Raw genomic sequence first — 18,808 nt, 5'->3', positions numbered from 1 at the left:
GTTCAGCAAATGGTAAAGGTATCATTAGAAAAAGAGAGAATTAAGTTTCTGCTTGTTGAAGGTGTTCATCAAAGTACGGTTGAAAACCTTAAGGCGGCTGGCTATAGCAACATCGAATACCATAAAGGTGCTCTGGACGATGCGGCGCTGAAAGACGCTATTCGCGACGCCCATTTTGTGGGGATCCGTTCCCGTACTCACTTATCTGCCGACGTGCTGGCTGCGGCTGAAAAGCTGGTGGCTATCGGCTGTTTTTGTATTGGTACTAATCAGGTCGATCTTCACGCGGCGGCAAAACGCGGTATACCGGTGTTTAATGCGCCGTTTTCTAATACCCGTTCAGTTGCAGAGATGGTTCTAGGGGAAATTCTGTTGCTCCTTCGCCGGATCCCTGAGGCTAATGCTAAAGCTCACCGCGGTGAGTGGAGCAAAATTGCCGTAGGCGCTTATGAAGCCAGAGGTAAAAATCTTGGCATCATCGGTTACGGTCATATTGGAACTCAGTTAGGCATTCTGGCTGAATCCATTGGTATGAACGTAATGTTTTACGATATCGAAAACAAATTACCGCTCGGCAATGCTAATCAGGTTCGTCACCTGTCCGATCTGCTAAATATGAGCGATGTAGTGACATTGCACGTACCAGAAACGGCCAGCACCAAGAATCTGATGGGTGAAAAAGAGCTGGCTATGATGAAGCCCGGTTCAATTTTGATCAATGCTTCCCGCGGTACCGTGGTTGATATTCCCGCTCTGTGCGGCGTGCTCGAGCGCGAACACTTGGCCGGTGCGGCGATTGACGTGTTCCCGACAGAGCCAGCCTCTAATCAAGACCCGTTTGTTTCTCCGTTGAGCGCGTTTGATAATGTGCTGCTTACGCCGCATATTGGCGGTTCAACTCAGGAAGCGCAGGCGAACATTGGTACTGAAGTGGCCGGTAAACTGGCGAAATATTCAGATAACGGCTCTACGCTGTCTGCGGTTAACTTCCCAGAGGTTTCACTGCCAGCACCGGCTGAAAACGTCAGCCGATTACTGCATATTCACGAAAATCGTCCCGGCGTCATGAACCAGATCAACCATATTTTCGCCGAAGAAGGTATCAACATTGCGGCGCAGTTCCTGCAAACCAATATTGATATTGGCTATGTGGTTATCGATGTGGAAACTGACCGCGCGGATGAAGCGCTGGAGCACATGAAGTCGATTCACGGAACTATTCGCGCCAGACTATTGTTCTGATTCTGTTTCGTGCGCGGATTAAAAAAGCGGCCTATGGCTGCTTGAGGTTACTGACAAAGTGGTTTAATTATACTTCAGCGTAAGTTTCGTCCGCAAAAAGAGTGTCGAAATATTATCTTTTTCTAGCGGCCGAGGGGCGACGATTTTGAGAGCAGAGAGCTCCGGGCCTAGAATCCCTAGGGGCGCTCCGGCAGCTAAAGCTGCTACGACCCCAACGGAATTCTCTCCCTACGTTTGAGCCTTTTTAGACCAAAACTTTGCATCTGGGGTTAGTCATCCATCTGAAGCGGCCTATGGCCGCTTTTACTTTTTAAACGAATCGCCAACTTGCTCGGCAAAACTATCACTTCTACTACCATTTCCATGTCTGTGATGGCGTAATAATCTCCGGTAGCGGAATGTCCCAACTTTGGCGAGGAAGCCTTTCAACCTGCTGGCAATCGTGAGCGATACCGATAGGGTATGTCTGATTACGCTGCCAGTGCTTTAACGTGCGGTCATAGTAACCGCCGCCCATTCCTAAGCGGTGACCTTCAGCGTCAAACGCCACCATTGGTGTAATAATGACGTCCAGTTCTGCCGTTGGTAGTACGTTGTTGACGTTGAGCTTAGGCTCCATCAGGCCAAACGGATGAGCCTTCATTGCCGTTTGTGGGGTATAACGTAGAAAGAGTAAATTACCCCGGCTGAACGGGTGCAATACTGGAAGATAGACGGATTTTTGCTGCTGCCAAAGGGCTTCAATGATGGGCTGGGTATTTATTTCGCCGTCAAAAGAGATAAACAGCGAGATATGCTGAGCCGCCTGAATTTTCGGATGTTGAAGCAGCTGATTCATCACGTTATCAACGGCAGAATGTTGCTGCTGTGGCGTGAGCTGATTACGTAACCGACGAATGTGTTTTCGGATTTCTTGGGGGGAATGTAGTTCAGACGCCATGTCGGATAACCGGATATGCCATGAAACCGAGCAGAAAGGAGATCTCCGAGGTGCCGTCGCGGACTGTAACCCTTGAACCCTTGGTTCAAGGTGAACGCGAATCTACTGCCATCAGGCTTCCCGGACGGACCGGGCATGCTCACAGGCTGTAGGGCTCCACATTCTTTTGGTTTGAAATATCGGCTCAGGGGACTGGCCCGATAACGCACACCTCAGAGAATTTGGTTCAGAAACCCTCACGTGGACGATTTCTGGAATTCATACTGCTGCCGGACTATTACTACTAACGACTATACATCATCCATCGTCGATTGTAGGGAAATTATTCGAACTTTGCACCCTGACGCTGTGAGATTATGCTCTGTTCGACTAATGCCTGTTCGATTGTATTTTGCAACATCCGAATCCGCTGTTCCATATTGTTAGCATAGTCGTTGGTCTTGGTTTTTTCTTGCGCCAGCTCATAGCAGATATTGAGAGCGGCAATAAATACCAGTTGCTCTGTATTAGTGACTCTAGTCCTAACTTTTAGATCTTGCAAACGCTGGCTGAGATCTTCAGCGGCCTTATTGAGCGCTTGCTGTTGCTCTGGCGGACAATTCACGCGTAACGATCTGCCGAAAATTTCTAAATCTACCGGTTGTGCTGACATATCACCTTCCTGCCGAATTCCGACTGCAATTGTTACACTCACTTATGGCATGCGTCATGGCAAACCCTGAGGGCTCCAATCAATATAAAAACGAACGAATGCGCCTAAGCATATTTTTTCCAACGGGCGGAGAAACCGGCCCAAAGTGGAACTATTATATCAAACTATTGGCCAACTGTTGACTGACTCTGGCGGCCTGAAATCATACAACGCAATCAATTGCTTTGCCTTCAGATGCCGAAAGTTAAAAACGTCAAACCAGCTTAAGATGTGTGCCTTTTATGGCATCAGATCTGCTCTTGGTGGTAGCATAGCATGAACTTATCTTATCAACGATGGTGAATCACGCATGATGACCGAGAACCCACTTCCTTCTTATTTATCTTTGCATACCGCTCTGGTGCAAAACAGCGTTGGCATGACCGCCGCTGAAATGCACGGGCTGATTAGCGGTATGGTTTGTGGCGGTAGCCATGACAGTAGCTGGACTGTGTTACTCCATGATTTAACTAACGAAGGCATTGCCTTTAGCCAAACGCTGGCCGTTCCGGTACAACAGCTGTATGAGCAAACTAAACGGGCGTTGGAAGAAGATGGTTTTAGCTTCCAGATGCTGCTGCCTGATGATAATGCGCCGCTGTTTGAGCGGGTAGATGCGCTGTCCGGCTGGGTCAACCATTTCCTGCTTGGTTTGGGCGTATTGCAACCCAAGTTAGCTCAGGTTAAAGATGAAGTGGGCGAAGCCATTGACGATCTGCGTAACATTGGGCAACTCGGTTACGATGAAGAAGAAGATCCGGAAGAATTGGAACAATCGCTGGAAGAGGTGAGTGAATATGTACGCATGGCGGCCATGCTGTGCCACAGCGAGTTTTCTCCGCTGAACGCCACCGCGCCAGAAAACGTTAAGCCTACGCTTCACTGATTTTGGCGTAATTGGCCAACCAAGTGGGTTTATGTTGCAATAAGCTGAATGCCGGAAAGGATAGATATCATGGTGACATTACAAGAGTACCAGCGTCGCCGTCAGGCTTTGCTGGCTAAAATGGTTTCAGGCAGTGCGGCAATTATTTTTGCCTCACCTGAGCAAACCCGTAGTGCTGATTCAGAATATCCGTTTCGCCAGAACAGCGACTTTTGGTATTTCACCGGGTTTAACGAGCCGGAAGCGGCCTTGATCCTGATTAAAAGCAATGAAAACCACAGTCACAGCGTATTGTTCAACCGGGTACGGGATTTACTCGCTGAAACGTGGTTTGGTCGCCGTCTGGGGCAGGAGGCTGCGCCTCAAAAGCTAGGCATCGATCGCGCTTTGCCCTATGACGATATCAACCAACCGTTACATCTGCTATTTAACGGTCTTGACGTGGTGTACCACGCGCAGGGCCAGTATGACTACGCAGACAGTATTGTCTTTTCTGCGCTGGAAAAATTGCGTAACGGTTCGCGCCAGAATTTACGGGCTCCGGCCACCATAACCGACTGGCGGCCATGGCTGCATGAAATGCGGTTATTCAAGTCGGCCGAAGAAATTGCCGTTATGCGCAAAGCCGGGCAGATTAGCGCGCTGGCCCATACCCGCGCGATGGAGAAATGTCGCCCAGGTATGTATGAGTACCATTTGGAAGCGGAAATTCATCATGAGTTTACCCGCCACGGTGCGCGTTATCCGGCCTATAACACCATTGTCGGCAGCGGTGAAAACGGCTGCATTTTGCACTATACCGAAAATGAGTCAGTGCTCAAGGACGGTGATTTAGTGCTGATCGACGCCGGGTGTGAATACCAAGGCTATGCCGGTGATATTACCCGTACCTTTCCGGTCAACGGCAAATTTAGCCCGGCCCAGCGCACTATCTACGATATCGTTTTAGCCTCTCAGTACAAAGCTATCTCATTGCTAACCGCTGGTAACAGCATTCGTGATGCCAATGAGCAGGTGATTCGCGTGATGTTACACGGGTTGCTGGATGCTGGCGTACTCAAAGGGGAGATTGAGCAACTTATCGCAGATAAGGTTCATCAACGCTTTTATATGCACGGTTTAGGCCATTGGCTAGGCTTGGATGTTCATGATGTCGGCGACTACGGCTCATCGACTCGCGATCGTTTATTAGAGCCGGGCATGGTATTAACCGTTGAACCCGGTTTGTATATCGCACCTGATGCCGATGTTCCCGCGCAGTTCCGGGGTATTGGCATTCGTATTGAAGATAATATTCTAATTACGGAACACGGCAGTGAGATTTTTACCGCTGACGTGATTAAAAATCCGGATGATATTGAAGCGTTAATGGCAGGGACTCATTGATGAATTCAGTAATTATTGTTGGTGGCGGAATGGCGGGAGCCACGCTGGCTTTAGCGCTTTCGACGCTGAGTGGCGGAACGATCAAAATCGATCTGATTGAGGAAGTATTACCGGAGTCGACCCAGCACCCGGGGTTTGATTCTCGGGCGATAGCCTTAGCGCAGGGAACCTGCCAACAGCTGGAGCGGGTTGGTATTTGGTCAGCGCTGTCAGACGGTGCAACGGCGATTGATACGGTTCAGGTCAGTGAGCGTGGGCATACCGGCATGGTGACTCTACAGGCTTCAGACTATTTACTGCCGGCTTTAGGACAGGTCGTTGAGCTACACCACGTCGGAAACCGGCTGTTTTCACTGCTCAAACAGGCACCCAATATCACCGTACATTGCCCCGCGAAGGTGGTTGAAGTCACCCGCGATATGGATAGTACCAGCGTGACGTTAAGTAGCGGTGAAACGCTGTCAGCCTCGTTACTGGTGGCTGCCGATGGTTCATTTTCTGCCATTGCTTCTACGCTGGGAATGACATGGGCGCAGAATGATTATCAACAGATTGCCGTGATTACTAACGTCACCACGCAGCTGGCCCATAATGGCAAAGCCTTTGAGCGTTTTACGCCTAACGGACCGGTTGCTCTGTTGCCCATGTCAAAAGGCCGTATGTCGCTGGTATGGTGTATGGATCAAGGTTCTCAGGCACGGGCCATGGCATGGGATGATAAAACCTTTGCCAAAGAGCTACAGCAGGTGTTCGGTTGGCGCTTAGGCGCGATTGAATCGGTTGGGAAACGCTATAGCTATCCGCTGCGTTTATGCACTGCCAGACAGCCGGTCAGCCACCGTTTGGCGCTGGTAGGAAATGCATCTCAGACCCTGCATCCTATAGCCGGGCAGGGTTTTAATCTCGGCCTGCGTGACGTAATGTCTCTGGCTGAAACCTTAGCCAATGCCGCTAAAAAGCGGGAAGATCTAGGCAGCTATGAAGTGTTACACGGCTTTAGCCAGCGTCGTCAGGCCGATCAAAAAGCCACTATTGGTTTAACCGATGGTCTCATTCATCTGTTTGCCAATCATTACGCACCGTTAATCGTGGCAAGAAACCTTGGGTTAATCGCAATGGATTGCTGTGAGTTACTCCGGTTGCCACTTGCACACAGAACCCTTGGTTGGGTGAAACGATAAGGTAATTATTCATGCATGCTTATGACGTAGTTATTGCCGGCGGTGGAATGGTCGGGCTGGCGTTAGCCTGCGGATTGCAGGGGAACGGCTTGCGTATCGCAGTGGTTGAACCTCAACAGCCGGACGATCGCCTGCCGGTTAATCCCGCCCTGAGAGTCTCGGCCATTAACGCGGCCAGCGAGCGTTTTCTCGACTATCTCGGCGTATGGAAAGGCATTACCGCGCTGCGCACCAGCCCTTATTCATCAATGGACGTGTGGGACAGAGATAGCTTTGGCAACATTGCTTTTCGCGCCAGTGATTATGGTTACAGTCATCTAGGCCACATCGTTGAGAATGCGGTGATCCAAAAGGCACTGTGGCAGAAAGCGGCTTCCAGCCCGGATATCACCTTATTAGCACCGGCAAAGCTTAAGCAGGTTATGAGAGGCGAGAATGAAGCCTTCGTGACCCTTGAAGATGGCCGGATGCTGAGCGCTCGACTGGTTGTCGGTGCCGACGGCGCTGATTCATGGCTACGTCACCATGCCGATATTCCGCTGGCCTTCCGCGACTACGGCCACCACGCGTTGGTCGCTACGATCCGTACTGATGAACCGCATAACGGCTGCGCCAGACAGGTTTTCCACGGTGATGGTATTTTAGCCTTCCTGCCGCTATGGCAGCCTGATTTATGCTCTATCGTTTGGTCTCTTTCGCCGGAAAAAGCCGAGCAGATGCAGCATCTGGACGACGCCCAGTTTAACTACCAGCTAGCCATTGCGTTTGATAATCGCCTTGGGCGATGCAGCGTTGAAAGCGAGCGGGCAGTGTTTCCACTCACCGCCCGCTATGCCCGCAGCTTTGCCGCTCATCGCTTGGCGCTGGTTGGCGATGCTGCACACACCATTCATCCGTTAGCCGGACAGGGCGTTAATTTGGGCTTTATGGATGCCGCCGGTCTGGTCTCTGAGATCAAGCGCCTGCAAAAAGCAGGCAAAGATATTGGCAACTATCTTTATCTGCGCCGCTACGAGCGCAGCCGTAAGCAAAGTGCCGCCGTGATGCTGGCCGCGATGCAGGGCTTTAGAGAGGCGTTTGATGGCGATAACCCGGCGAAGAAACTGCTGCGCGATATTGGCCTAAAGCTGGCCGATACGCTGCCGGGCGTGAAGCCACATTTGGTGCATCAGGCGATGGGGTTAGGGGATTTACCTGAATGGCTGAGGGCGAAGGTCTAGGTGAAAATTCGGTTTCCAGATTCCAGACTGTTGACAAGCCACCCCGTCATCCCGACGAAAGTCGGAACGCGTAGCCGCGGGCGAAGCAAACATTCGCATAGCGAATGGCCCGAAGGGTGAGCGCAGCGAATCATCCAGATTTTAGCTAATAAAAAACCCCGTTGGTGAGACGGGGTTTTTTATTTTTTGCCCTCAGTGACGGGCAGTCATCTGAGCAGCAATGCATGGCAATACAACCTAACGAATAGAGTCTAACTCGCTTACGCTAACTCATCAAGACATGGGCGGAGTATTTTAAACCACTGCCCGATTCCAGACTGTTGACAAGCCACCTCGTCATCCCGACGAAAGTCGGAACGCGTAGCCGCAGGCGAAGCAAACATTCGCATAGCGAATGGCCCGAAGGGTGAGCGCAGCGAATCATCCGGGTTTTAGCTAACAAATTAACGTTTGGCTTCGGCTTGAGCGTAGATTTTGTCTATATCAATTTTTCAGGCTATCAATAAACTCCACGCCCGTCGGTGTGCGTACAAAACGCGGCATCCTCAGTTCATCCGAAAAATAGCAAACTAACTCGAATAACAGCCCGTTAAGCGTTTCTTCCATTTCCGGCAGAAAAGTACGCCCGGCTAAAAGCTGTGAAAGCGCAAGGCTGTAGCTGCAAAGCAACTCGGTTTCGGGTTCAAATACCGGAACCGAGGTGGGGATGCTGTCCACGGTAAAACGTTCAATCAGATGGGGTGGAATGGGTTCATTAAGTTTGGGCTGTAGCCGCTCAAGCATGGAACTTAGCTGGCCGCAGAGTGCTAGCCTTTCTGACGGGTTATGACTATCTAACAGGTTTTCGACTAAGCGTTCGCAGTACTCGGCCTGTTCGATGAAATCGGTAGTGGTGTCGTAAGACAGGGCAAATGGGGAATCTTCTGAAGCATGAGTTTGGGTTGGGGTAGTAGCCATTAGGGCAGCCTCTGGTATGTGAATTTATATTCCACCACCGAAGAGACCAATCTTTTGGGTGGTGAACTGAACGGGATTGGTCTTACCGGCCATACCGGACACCGGCGCGTCTTTCGACGCCCCCGCCCAGCCCACCATAGATGTGTAGCCGAACGCACGACACAAAAAAGACGCTAATGCGTCATATGTCGCAGGTATGATATTCAGGAGACCAATCCCGGCACCTGATTTTGCAGGTGCGAGGATACGATAACGCTGGTGGGGGGAAACGGCAAGAGGATTTGATTGAGTTCGTATCTATCGGGGGATATTAGAAGGGCAGCTCGTCATTTTCGTGGGTAAATGATGGTTCTCATTCTATATTTGGCAGAATTTTTCCCAAGCAGCAATCTCGCCGTTGGATAAATCGGAAATGTTAGTGCGCGCGACCAAATGCTTCGCAAGCCCTGACATTCCAGACATGCCGCGTGCAGCCGAAGCACCACTACCCAAAATAATAACGGGAGCCTTACTATAGAAATCCTGTGCTTGTTTTTGGTAGTTGAATTCGGACATATTAATTTTCCCTGCATTCCGTTTGTATATGCCCTTTTTATGGATGAAGCAATGTGATGCATTATAAAGAGCTAGTTGTTTGTATTACGTTGTCAGTTGTTGTATCAGTAAACGCATAATTAATTACTTTGCCGTCTTTAATTAATACTTCTAGTGCTTTTCTCTTTGTGTCAACCTTTGGCTTTGCAGAGAACATTCTTACAGCAGCTGTTGATTCCACTTTCTCATAAATCCATTTAACTTCATTACCACTGACTACTTCTTTTTTTACTGGTTGTCCAAATAATGAGGCTAATTGACCTTCGGTTGTTTCACCTTTAACTATTTTAGATATTTGGTTATGATCAAAATCCTTTCCGGCCTGAACTGTGCTGCGATATACGCATCCAGATATGGCAGAAACACATGCGACAACAAGTAATAATTTTTTCATTATAAGTTCCCAGTTGATATTATTTTATTCAGCTTAACAATATATGATTGCAATAAACACCTGACAAATCTACCAGTTAGCCAATCCCCCCATTCACCTCCACCCAACTAACCCAAAACCAAAACCCATTTCTGTGCAGAAATCCGCAGTTTAAGAATCAAAACTGCTGCATGATAGCTATTGTTCACATATTGCGATAATAATTAACAATTACGCTAACTTATCAATATATGGGCGGAATATTTTAAACGGCTGCCCGATAAGTACCCGCTTTCAGCGATAAAGGCCGTTCACGACATTAGCGTATTTCAAGAGGATATATGACTAAACAGACCCCTCTATACCATCGGCACGTTGCCTGCGGAGCCAGAATGGTCGATTTCCACGGCTGGATGATGCCTCTCAACTACGGCTCTCAAATCGATGAACACCATGCGGTGCGCCAGCATGCCGGTATGTTCGACGTTTCCCATATGACTATCGTTGATTTACACGGTGCCCGCACCCGCGAGTTTTTGCGCTATTTGCTGGCTAACGATGTAGCAAAATTAACCCAGCCGGGTAAGGCGCTGTACAGCGCGATGCTTAACGCTTCGGCGGGCGTGATTGACGACCTGATTGTCTATTTTCTGGCGGAAGACTATTTTCGCGTGATTGTTAATTCCGCAACCCGTGAAAAAGATTTAGCTTGGATGGTGGAACACGCTCGGCCATTCTCGGTTGAGCTGCACGTTCGCGACGATCTGGGCCTGATCGCCGTTCAGGGGCCCGAGGCCAAAGATAAAGTTGCTGCGCTGCTGGATGACAAACAGCTCCAGGCTGTTAACGGTATGAAGCCGTTTTTTGGCGTTCAGGCAGGCTCCCTGTTTATTGCCACCACCGGCTATACCGGTGAGGCCGGTTACGAAATGATGCTACCCGCCGAACGGCTTGATGATTATTGGCAGAAGTTAATGGCTCAGGGCGTTAAGCCTTGTGGTCTGGGGGCCAGAGATACGCTTCGTTTGGAAGCCGGTATGAATTTATACGGTCAGGAGATGGACGGCGGCGTTTCGCCGTTGGCTGCCAATATGGGCTGGACCATCGCTTGGGAGCCCGCCGATCGCAATTTTATCGGTCGGGATAAGCTTGAAGCGCAGCGCAAAGCCGGAACTGAAAAGCTGGTGGGGTTAGTGATGAGCGAAAAAGGCGTACTGCGTAATGAACTGCCGGTCAGGTTCAACGATGGGGCTGGCAATGATTATGAAGGGGTGATTACCAGCGGCTCTTTCTCTCCGACGTTAGGCGTTAGCATCGCGCTTGCCCGGGTTCCTGCCGAAATTGGCGATCGGGCTATTGTACCGATTCGTAACCGTGAAGTGCCGGTTCGGGTGGTTAAACCGGGGTTTGTGCGCTTTGGTAAGTCGTTAATATAGCTAGGTGACTGCTTCGATTGCTCGGGGCCTGAATAAAATCTGCATTGAACTGCCATAAATTGAACTGCTAAAAATTGAACAGCCATAAGAAGAATGGAGAACCACATGAGTAATGTACCTACCGATCTGAAATTTGCGACCTCTCACGAATGGGTCCGCCCTGAAGGCAATGGAATTTATAGCGTGGGTATTACTGACCATGCGCAGCATTTGTTGGGCGATATGGTGTTTGTCGAGCTGCCAGAGATTGGCGCACGGGTTTCTGTCGGCGAAGAGTGTGCCGTGGCTGAATCAGTTAAGGCCGCTTCTGATATTTACGCACCGATTAGCGGTGAAATTGTTGCGGTTAATGAACCTCTGGGCGATTCACCCGAGCTGGTGAATAACGCGCCTTATGATGATGGCTGGCTGTTCCGGATTAAAGCCAGTGATGAGCGTGAGCTGTTAGCGTTGCTTGATGCAGCAGCCTATGCAGCAACGTTTGAAGAAGATTAATGAATAAGCGCCATGCTAACAACGTAGTTTAATTTGATTGCAGAGTAAGTTTCGTCCGCAAAAAGAAAGTTGGAATATTTACTTCTTCTGGCGGCCGAAGGGCGACGTTTTTGAGTGTAAAGGGCTCCGGGCCTAGAATCCCTAGGGGCGCTCCGGCAGCTAAAGCTGCTACGACCCCAACAGAATTCTCTCCCTCCGTTTGGGTTTCTCAAAACAATAAATATCAAACTTTAGAGTTTGTCAGCAATCTAGTTTTGTTTGGACCTTTTATCCGCGGTGACAATATTTTTGGTATCAGGATGATGCATATTCGGCACGGTGGTTTTATCGAACGAATTCAGGAATAGTCCTATGACTCAAACGATTAAACAGCTTGAACATGGTGGATCCTTTATTGAGCGCCATATTGGCCCTTCGGCCGAAGAGCGGCAGCAGATGCTGGACGTGGTCGGCGTAAAAACGCTGAATCAGCTTACTGAAATGATTGTTCCCAATGAGATCCAGCTACCTTATCCACCGGCAATCGGCGAGGCGCAAACGGAGCATCAGGCGTTGGCCGAGCTGAAATCTATCGCTTCACAAAACCAGCGCTATAAATCGTATATTGGCATGGGCTATAGCGCGGTGCTGACTCCGCCGGTTATTTTGCGCAACATGCTGGAAAATCCCGGCTGGTATACCGCCTATACGCCCTACCAGCCAGAAGTGTCCCAAGGGCGCTTAGAAGCCTTACTCAACTTCCAGCAAATGACTCAGGATTTGACCGGGCTGGATCTGGCATCGGCATCGCTGCTGGATGAAGCTACCGCTGCGGCCGAAGCGATGGCAATGGCGAAAAGAGCCAGTAAGATAAAACAGGCTAACCGCTTCTTTGTTGCCGATGATGTCCATCCTCAAACTATTGACGTAGTTAAAACCCGGGCTGAAACCTTTGGTTTTGAGGTGGTGATAGGAAAAGCCGAACGGGCATTAGAGCATCCTGACCTGTTTGGTATTTTGGTCCAGCTATCGGGAACGACCGGCGAGCTGCATGATTACAGCCAGTTGCTTAATCAGCTGAGATCCCGCGGCGTGATTACCAGCGTCGCCGCCGATATTATGTCGCTGGTGCTGTTGGAATCTCCGGTAGCGATGGGTGCCGATGTGGTATTCGGTTCTTCTCAACGCTTTGGCGTTCCTATGGGCTACGGTGGTCCGCACGCGGCGTTCTTTGCCTGCCGGGATGAATTTAAGCGCTCAATGCCGGGGCGAATTATCGGGGTTTCTAAAGACGCAGCCGGCAATACGGCGTTGCGGATGGCGATGCAAACCCGTGAGCAGCATATACGCCGCGAAAAGGCTAATTCCAATATTTGTACCTCTCAGGTTCTGCTGGCCAATATTGCCGGTTTGTATGCGGTATATCACGGCCCGGTCGGGCTAACGCGAATTGCTCAGCGCATTCACCGGCTGACGGATATTCTGGCTGCCGGTTTACAGCAACAGGGCTTGGCGCTGCGCCACAACGCTTGGTTTGATACCCTGTGCGTTGAAGTGAGTGATAAGCCAGCGGTGATCGCTCGTGCATTAAGCTTTGGCGTGAATCTGCGTGCCGATCTCGACGGCGCGGTAGGCATCACGCTGGATGAAACCACCACCGTTGACCATCTCAAGGTGCTGTTTGATATTTTGTTAGCTAACGGGGTGGTAATTGATATCGATGCGCTGGATCGCCAGTGCATGGCACAAAGCACAAGTATTCCCCCCAGTCTGCGGCGTAAGACGCCGATCTTGACCCATCCGGTGTTTAACCGTTATCACAGTGAAACCGAAATGATGCGCTATATGCATCGTTTGGAGCGCAAAGATCTGGCGCTGAATCAGGCGATGATCCCGCTGGGTTCTTGCACTATGAAGCTGAATTCAGCCGCTGAGATGATCCCGATTACCTGGCCGGAGTTTGCTGAACTCCATCCGTTCTGCCCGCCGGAACAGGCTGCGGGTTACCATATTCTGATTGCTCAACTGTCTCAATGGCTGGCGCAAATCACCGGTTACGATGCGATATGTATGCAGCCGAACTCCGGCGCGCAGGGTGAATATGCCGGTTTGCTGACCATTCGTCGTTATCATGAAAGCTCCGGGCAGGAGGAACGCCACATTTGTTTGATTCCAAGCTCGGCTCACGGAACTAACCCGGCGTCTGCTCAAATGGCCGGTATGACTGTGGTGGTGGTGGCCTGCGACAAGCAGGGCAATATCGATCTGGCCGATTTACGCGATAAAGCTCGGCAGGCCGGGGGTAAGCTATCGTGCATTATGGTGACCTATCCTTCCACTCACGGCATGTATGAAGAGGGTATCCGGGAGGTGTGTGCCATTGTTCATCAGTATGGCGGGCAGGTTTATCTGGACGGTGCAAACATGAATGCTCAGGTTGGAATTACCACGCCGGGCTATATCGGTGCCGACGTTTCCCATCTGAATTTACATAAAACCTTTAGTATCCCCCACGGCGGCGGCGGCCCGGGTATGGGGCCTATCGGCGTGAAAGCGCATTTGGCTCCCTTTATGCCGGGGCACAGCGTAGTACGGATTGATGGCGTAACTACCCGGCTGGGCGCGGTATCCGCAGCGCCTTTTGGCAGCGCGTCTATTTTGCCAATCAGTTGGATGTATATTCATATGCTGGGTGCCGAAGGGCTGAAAATGGCCAGTCAGGTGGCGATTCTAAACGCTAACTATATTGCCCGGCGCTTAGCGCCGTCTTATCCGGTGCTCTATTCTGACGGTAATGGTCTGGTGGCTCACGAATGTATTCTCGATATCCGCCCGCTAAAAGAAGAGAGTGGTATCACTGAAATGGATATCGCTAAGCGATTAATTGACTATGGCTTCCACGCGCCAACCATGTCATTTCCGGTGGCGGGCACGTTGATGGTTGAACCGACCGAATCTGAAAGTAAGGCGGAACTCGATCGCTTTATCGAAGCGATGTTAGCCATTCGCAATGAGATCCGACGGGTGCAGGCCGGAGAATGGCCTCTGGATGATAACCCGCTAGTCAATGCCCCTCACGTTCAGAGCGAGCTGGTTCAAGAGTGGTTGCACCCTTATAGCCGCGATTTGGCCGTATTTCCGTCACAGGCAGTGCTGCACAATAAGTACTGGCCAACGGTGAAACGGTTAGACGACGCTTACGGCGACCGTAATTTATTCTGCTCCTGCGTGCCGATGGATGCTTATCAATAATTGATATATTGCGTTTAGCTTAAGCCTCCGTTATTACGGGGGCTTATACGCGATCAAAAATGCCGCCCTTCGGCCGCTAGATAATGGCCATATTCCAATCTTGTTTTTGCGGACGAAACGTACTTAATAGCTAAATTGAACGGTTTCTTATGGCTGGCCCATATTCGAAAGACCACACTTTTCGCCGATAGAATCCCGGTTCCACTATAAAAATTCAGCAATAATCCTCTCGTTTGAAGGCTAAAACTGAATAACCATACCCAAGGCTTTGGGGTTAATGTTATATTCCTGCCATATAAGTCGTGACTTTTCTAATACTGTTCTTCTTGTGTCGTTGCCGCTGTGGGGAAACTCAGGTTTTCCTTTCTTTTCCCGTTGGGCAACTAAACTTGTGATGCAGTAAGACCGGGCCGCTCTTATATACAAAAAATGACGTGCGATAACGCACGCGCTAAAAGCAAACAACAAGCAAACATGCAACATCACTATCATTAAGAGAGTTCGGTATGGAAACGTTTGAAAGTCTGGTCGATCAGGTTAACAGCCTGCTCTGGGACCACGTATTGATATTTTTACTTTGTGGTACGGGAATCTACTTTACCATTCGTTTAGGGTTTATCCAGATTCGCCACTTTGGTAGCGGTCTGAAAGCGCTGTTTGGCGGAATGTCCCTGAAGGGTGATAAGGCAGATAAAAGCGGCATGAGCTCGTTTCAGGCCGTAGCGACTGCGATTGCCGGTCAGGTTGGAACCGGTAATCTGGCCGGACCGGCAACGGCGATTCTGGCCGGTGGCCCGGGCGCTATCTTCTGGATGTGGGTTTCTTCTTTTCTCGGCATGTCGACAATCTATGCTGAAGCCATTCTGGCCCAAAAGTTTAAGACTAAAGATAAAAACGGTCAGACCGTCGGCGGACCGGCTTATTACATTGAGCAAGGCCTGAAGTGTAAATGGTTAGCCTGCATGTTCGCCGTGTTTATCATTTTCGCTCTCGGGTTTATCGGCAATATGGTTCAGTCGAACGCTATTGCATCAGCTTTCAACAGCTCTTTGGGCGTTCCTAACTGGGTGATGGGCGTGGTATTAGCCGTTGTTACCGGGGTTGTGATCGTCGGCGGCATTCGCAGTATTGCTTCATTTAGCGAAAAAGTCGTTCCGGTAATGGCAATTTTCTACTTAATTGGCGCATTTACCATTCTGGCTATGAATTTTAACTATGTATGGCCAGCCTTCGAGTCGATCTTTATTGCGGCATTTAATCCTCAGGCGGTCGTTGGCGGTGGTGTTGGTATTGGTATTCAGCAGGCAATGCGTTTTGGTATCGCTCGCGGCCTGTTTGCCAACGAAGCCGGGATGGGCTCGACTCCTCATGCCCACGCGGTTGCCCGCGTTATCAGACCCGAGCAGCAAGGCTTTATTGCCATGATGGGCGTATTTGTGGTGTGCGTTATCGTGACCGTTACCGCGCTGGTCATTATTACTTCCGGCATGAGAGAGTGGGATAACAGTGGTCGGGTCGGTGAATCCTTTCTGAGTATCTTCACCGGTCAGGGAATTACCGTTACGCAGCAGGCTTATACCTACCTATTTGGTCATTTCGGCAGCATATTTATTTCAATGTCGCTGTTCTTTTTTGCCTTCACCACCATCATCGGCTGGTATTACTATGCCGAATCTAACGTTCGTTATCTGTTTAACTCGGCCTCTGCGGTTCGGGTTTATCAGGCCATCGCGATCTGTTTTATTTTTGCCGCTTCGCTGTTTAAAGTTGAGCTGGTGTGGAAAATGGCCGATATGTTTAACGGGCTGATGGTCTTGCCAAACTTGGCTGCGCTGCTGCTGCTTTCGCCGATCGTGATTAAGCTCGGGAAAATGGCGGGTTATGGTAGCGGTGTGCCTGATGCGGAGTTAGAGGCCGGGCGCTAGCTCAACGCGTACCATCCTATATGCATCTGACCCCGGCCTGACCGGGGTTTTTTTTCAGTTATAAAAATTTCAGCTTACATGTGTACACTGAAAAAAATCTCAGCTAATCTACTATCGTTGGTTCACATGACTTAGGTGGACACTATGGCTATCAGATATAAGAAGGTTGAGGGCATGTCTGCATTACCAAAACAGGGCTACTCCGTAGCAGAAGAAATTGCTAACAGTATCAGCCACGGTATCGGCTTCATTCTCGGTATCGTTGGGCTGGTATTATTGTTAACTCAGGCCGCCAGCAACGGTGCCGGTTCTCTGGCCATTACCAGCTATAGCCTGTATGGCGGTAGCATTATTCTTTTATTCCTCGCCTCTACGCTGTATCACGCAATACCCAATCAGGCTGCCAAACGTCGGTTAAAAGTGTTTGACCACTGCGCCATTTATTTGCTGATTGCCGGTACCTATACGCCATTCTTGCTGGTTGGCCTTGGATCGCCGTTGGCGAAAGGGCTGATGATTGTCATCTGGAGTCTGGCTCTGATGGGCGTTATTTTTAAGCTGGCGTTTACCCATCGCTTCAAAGTGGTATCTTTGGTGACCTATTTGGGAATGGGCTGGCTGTCTTTGATCGTGATTTATCAAATGGTGATTAAGCTGTCAGTGGGTGCCGTCGGGCTGTTAGCCGCCGGTGGGGTTATCTATAGTCTGGGGGTTATCTTCTATGTCAACAAGCGCATTCCGTATAACCATGCCATTTGGCACGGCTTTGTGCTTGGCGGTAGCGTATGCCACTTTCTGGCCATCTATTTGTATATTGAATAACGGATATATCCGCTCGAGGCCTTAGCTTCGTCCGCTTACCGTTAGCGAACGAAGCTTGAGCTAGCAAAACTAAGGCTTAGCTAAAATCTTAGATCTCATCGAGGGTGTAAGGTAACGGTTGGATCCTCAGACTACTGGTGGCATCGTCCCTGACCCGTAAAACAGAATCGGCCTCAAGATCGTTATTTAATATCGCCTCAACCCAAATAGTGTTTTCCGTTAGCTGTACCGACGCTAACACGGTGCCGGTACGCCGCCAGTTCTCTCCTAACTGAAGCTCTAACTCCTCTCCGGCAGCGGGTAGATGAAGCGCCTTTCCGGACAGCCAGTACATCGCTCGCCTATTGGCTCCACGATACTTAGCTCTGGCAATCATCTCTTGCCCGGCGTAGCAGCCCTTAGTAAAGCTGATGGCATCTAACGCCTGCAGGTTAGCCGCCTGTGGAATGAGTTGACCGCTGGTTGCGGCATCAATAACCGGAATTCCGGCTTCAATATCCAGCGCCAACCACTGGCGGCTGTCGTTCAGTGCCGCTTTACCTAATAGGCTGGTGTATATGCGGTTAGCTTCATCCTGAACCGTTACGATTAAAAATCGTTCTGTGGGTAAAGCGATATGAAGAAGGCAGGTTTCTCCATGCTGAACCGTCGTGGTGTTTGCATCAGGCAAAGAGGGGAAGAGCGGAGCCAGCGCGGCTCTGGCACCGCGGCCGGCAACGCCGAGTAACAGCGCGTCGTTTTTACGTTCAATATTAACTTTAGAAAAAACGGCATATTTTTTTATTTCACTGAGCTGGCTGTCACACAGGCTGGCGCGTTGTATATAGGCTAAATTGTCACCCCATTGAAACAGGCGAAGAGCGCTCCACATTTTTCCTTTAGCTTCACAGTGGGCGGCCATTTGGTGGCGTTCCGGCTGAAGGGTATTAACGTCGCAGCTTAGCTGACCTTGCAAATACTTGCGGTTATCTTCTCCGCTCAGCGTGACCAGCGCCCAGTCATCGAGGGATATCAATGTGACCGGTAAGTCAGATGAAGGGCTTGCTAACTGAGACGGTAATGGGGATTTATAAGCCATGGGTACTCCAACATACATAAATAAAATAGTACAGGGTTCAGTCGCGATCGTTCGATCAACTGTCAGGCGCAGTTCGCAAAGACGATGACATACTACATAGTTTACTGAACAATGTGGGAGTGCAATATAAGATTCATCGTGTTTTGATAGTCAAAGTCAGGTGAACCTCTATATTTGGGATAAGAACCGCACGATCCCGCTGAGAATTACGCGCCTGCCTACCTTTAATTCAACGATAACGCGCATATTAGATATATTTTAGCTAACGGTACCGAGCATTTCAGAATAATTGGGTTAAGTTTTATCTATTGCCTTTCCAAAGTCTGCGCCAAATTGTTACTCTAGACTCCC

The 18,808-nt window shown here is 49.8% G+C and carries 17 protein-coding genes and 1 other RNA gene; 10 read left to right on the top strand and 8 right to left on the bottom strand.

Features of this window, described 5'->3' with window-relative positions:
• Positions 1 to 9 precede the first annotated feature (9 nt).
• Positions 10 to 1,242, top strand: coding sequence for a phosphoglycerate dehydrogenase (gene serA / locus GVI43_RS05785; RefSeq protein ID WP_159565916.1), 1,233 nt, complete (start codon positions 10 to 12; stop codon positions 1,240 to 1,242).
• A gap of 352 nt (positions 1,243 to 1,594) precedes the next feature.
• Here serA and GVI43_RS05780 read toward each other — a convergent pair whose 3' ends face one another.
• From GVI43_RS05780 to zapA, 3 genes are all read right to left on the bottom strand, one after another.
• Positions 1,595 to 2,182, bottom strand: a complete 588-nt coding sequence (locus tag GVI43_RS05780) for a 5-formyltetrahydrofolate cyclo-ligase (protein ID WP_159565915.1) — start codon at positions 2,180 to 2,182, stop codon at positions 1,595 to 1,597.
• Between the two features lie 38 nt (positions 2,183 to 2,220).
• A non-coding RNA gene (gene ssrS, locus GVI43_RS05775) (6S RNA) lies at positions 2,221 to 2,404 on the bottom strand.
• 100 nt (positions 2,405 to 2,504) lie between these two features.
• On the bottom strand, positions 2,505 to 2,834 hold the full coding sequence (gene zapA, locus GVI43_RS05770) for a cell division protein ZapA (protein ID WP_159565914.1): 330 nt from the start codon (positions 2,832 to 2,834) through the stop codon (positions 2,505 to 2,507).
• Between the two features lie 349 nt (positions 2,835 to 3,183).
• Between zapA and GVI43_RS05765 the strand changes: the two genes are divergently transcribed.
• The 4 genes from GVI43_RS05765 to ubiI all read left to right on the top strand — a co-directional run bounded on the left by GVI43_RS05765 (position 3,184) and on the right by ubiI (position 7,546).
• Positions 3,184 to 3,759, top strand: coding sequence for a YecA/YgfB family protein (locus GVI43_RS05765; RefSeq protein WP_159565913.1), 576 nt, complete (start codon positions 3,184 to 3,186; stop codon positions 3,757 to 3,759).
• Between the two features lie 72 nt (positions 3,760 to 3,831).
• A complete protein-coding gene (gene pepP, locus GVI43_RS05760) occupies positions 3,832 to 5,145 on the top strand; it encodes a Xaa-Pro aminopeptidase (protein ID WP_159566062.1) in 1,314 nt (437 codons plus the stop codon).
• Positions 5,145 to 6,326, top strand: coding sequence for a 2-octaprenyl-6-methoxyphenyl hydroxylase (ubiH, locus tag GVI43_RS05755; RefSeq protein ID WP_159565912.1), 1,182 nt, complete (start codon positions 5,145 to 5,147; stop codon positions 6,324 to 6,326). Before pepP ends, ubiH begins: the two co-directional genes overlap by 1 nt.
• A gap of 11 nt (positions 6,327 to 6,337) precedes the next feature.
• Positions 6,338 to 7,546: an FAD-dependent 2-octaprenylphenol hydroxylase gene (ubiI, locus tag GVI43_RS05750; RefSeq protein WP_159565911.1), complete on the top strand. Its 1,209-nt coding sequence runs from the start codon at positions 6,338 to 6,340 to the stop codon at positions 7,544 to 7,546.
• Between the two features lie 483 nt (positions 7,547 to 8,029).
• Here ubiI and GVI43_RS05745 read toward each other — a convergent pair whose 3' ends face one another.
• The 4 genes from GVI43_RS05745 to GVI43_RS05730 form a co-directional block, all read right to left on the bottom strand.
• Positions 8,030 to 8,503, bottom strand: a complete 474-nt coding sequence (locus GVI43_RS05745) for a hypothetical protein (RefSeq protein WP_159565910.1) — start codon at positions 8,501 to 8,503, stop codon at positions 8,030 to 8,032.
• A gap of 24 nt (positions 8,504 to 8,527) precedes the next feature.
• Complete coding sequence (locus tag GVI43_RS15860) at positions 8,528 to 8,749, bottom strand: ash family protein (protein WP_281350988.1); 222 nt, start codon at positions 8,747 to 8,749, stop codon at positions 8,528 to 8,530.
• Between the two features lie 111 nt (positions 8,750 to 8,860).
• A complete protein-coding gene (locus GVI43_RS05735; protein WP_211959068.1) occupies positions 8,861 to 9,058 on the bottom strand; it encodes a hypothetical protein in 198 nt (65 codons plus the stop codon).
• Between the two features lie 61 nt (positions 9,059 to 9,119).
• Positions 9,120 to 9,491 (bottom strand): hypothetical protein, encoded by a 372-nt coding sequence (locus GVI43_RS05730; protein WP_159565909.1) that lies wholly within the window; start codon positions 9,489 to 9,491, stop codon positions 9,120 to 9,122.
• 320 nt (positions 9,492 to 9,811) lie between these two features.
• On the opposite strand from GVI43_RS05730, the gene gcvT reads away from it, so the two are divergent.
• The 5 genes from gcvT to trhA all read left to right on the top strand — a co-directional run bounded on the left by gcvT (position 9,812) and on the right by trhA (position 17,379).
• A complete protein-coding gene (gene gcvT, locus GVI43_RS05725) occupies positions 9,812 to 10,906 on the top strand; it encodes a glycine cleavage system aminomethyltransferase GcvT (protein ID WP_159565908.1) in 1,095 nt (364 codons plus the stop codon).
• Positions 10,907 to 11,011: 105 nt separating this feature from the next.
• Positions 11,012 to 11,401, top strand: a complete 390-nt coding sequence (gcvH, locus tag GVI43_RS05720; protein WP_159565907.1) for a glycine cleavage system protein GcvH — start codon at positions 11,012 to 11,014, stop codon at positions 11,399 to 11,401.
• A 351-nt stretch (positions 11,402 to 11,752) separates the two neighbouring features.
• Positions 11,753 to 14,632 (top strand): aminomethyl-transferring glycine dehydrogenase, encoded by a 2,880-nt coding sequence (gene gcvP, locus GVI43_RS05715; protein ID WP_159565906.1) that lies wholly within the window; start codon positions 11,753 to 11,755, stop codon positions 14,630 to 14,632.
• 506 nt (positions 14,633 to 15,138) lie between these two features.
• Positions 15,139 to 16,557 carry an alanine/glycine:cation symporter family protein gene (locus GVI43_RS05710; RefSeq protein WP_159565905.1) on the top strand — a complete coding sequence of 473 codons (1,419 nt, stop codon included), beginning with the start codon at positions 15,139 to 15,141 and terminating at the stop codon, positions 16,555 to 16,557.
• 174 nt (positions 16,558 to 16,731) lie between these two features.
• Positions 16,732 to 17,379: a PAQR family membrane homeostasis protein TrhA gene (trhA, locus tag GVI43_RS05705; protein ID WP_159566060.1), complete on the top strand. Its 648-nt coding sequence runs from the start codon at positions 16,732 to 16,734 to the stop codon at positions 17,377 to 17,379.
• An 88-nt stretch (positions 17,380 to 17,467) separates the two neighbouring features.
• On the opposite strand, the gene ygfZ is transcribed toward trhA, so the two are convergent.
• A complete protein-coding gene (gene ygfZ / locus GVI43_RS05700) occupies positions 17,468 to 18,457 on the bottom strand; it encodes a tRNA-modifying protein YgfZ (protein WP_159565904.1) in 990 nt (329 codons plus the stop codon).
• Positions 18,458 to 18,808 lie beyond the last annotated feature (351 nt).

The organism is Budvicia diplopodorum, from assembly GCF_009800925.1.
In the GTDB taxonomy this organism is placed as follows: domain Bacteria; phylum Pseudomonadota; class Gammaproteobacteria; order Enterobacterales; family Enterobacteriaceae; genus Budvicia; species Budvicia diplopodorum.
The sequence above is the reverse complement of the archived record's forward strand: the minus strand, read 5'-3'. Positions and strand labels throughout refer to the sequence as shown.

Coding starts and splice junctions, on each gene's coding strand:
- serA (WP_159565916.1), top strand. CDS start 10: ATGGTAAAGGTATCATTAGAAAAAGAGAGAATTAAGTTTCTGCTTGTT.
- GVI43_RS05780 (WP_159565915.1), bottom strand. CDS start 2,182: ATGGCGTCTGAACTACATTCCCCCCAAGAAATCCGAAAACACATTCGT.
- zapA (WP_159565914.1), bottom strand. CDS start 2,834: ATGTCAGCACAACCGGTAGATTTAGAAATTTTCGGCAGATCGTTACGC.
- GVI43_RS05765 (WP_159565913.1), top strand. CDS start 3,184: ATGATGACCGAGAACCCACTTCCTTCTTATTTATCTTTGCATACCGCT.
- ubiH (WP_159565912.1), top strand. CDS start 5,145: ATGAATTCAGTAATTATTGTTGGTGGCGGAATGGCGGGAGCCACGCTG.
- ubiI (WP_159565911.1), top strand. CDS start 6,338: ATGCATGCTTATGACGTAGTTATTGCCGGCGGTGGAATGGTCGGGCTG.
- GVI43_RS05745 (WP_159565910.1), bottom strand. CDS start 8,503: ATGGCTACTACCCCAACCCAAACTCATGCTTCAGAAGATTCCCCATTT.
- GVI43_RS05735 (WP_211959068.1), bottom strand. CDS start 9,058: ATGTCCGAATTCAACTACCAAAAACAAGCACAGGATTTCTATAGTAAG.
- GVI43_RS05730 (WP_159565909.1), bottom strand. CDS start 9,491: ATGAAAAAATTATTACTTGTTGTCGCATGTGTTTCTGCCATATCTGGA.
- gcvT (WP_159565908.1), top strand. CDS start 9,812: ATGACTAAACAGACCCCTCTATACCATCGGCACGTTGCCTGCGGAGCC.
- gcvH (WP_159565907.1), top strand. CDS start 11,012: ATGAGTAATGTACCTACCGATCTGAAATTTGCGACCTCTCACGAATGG.
- gcvP (WP_159565906.1), top strand. CDS start 11,753: ATGACTCAAACGATTAAACAGCTTGAACATGGTGGATCCTTTATTGAG.
- GVI43_RS05710 (WP_159565905.1), top strand. CDS start 15,139: ATGGAAACGTTTGAAAGTCTGGTCGATCAGGTTAACAGCCTGCTCTGG.
- trhA (WP_159566060.1), top strand. CDS start 16,732: ATGTCTGCATTACCAAAACAGGGCTACTCCGTAGCAGAAGAAATTGCT.
- ygfZ (WP_159565904.1), bottom strand. CDS start 18,457: ATGGCTTATAAATCCCCATTACCGTCTCAGTTAGCAAGCCCTTCATCT.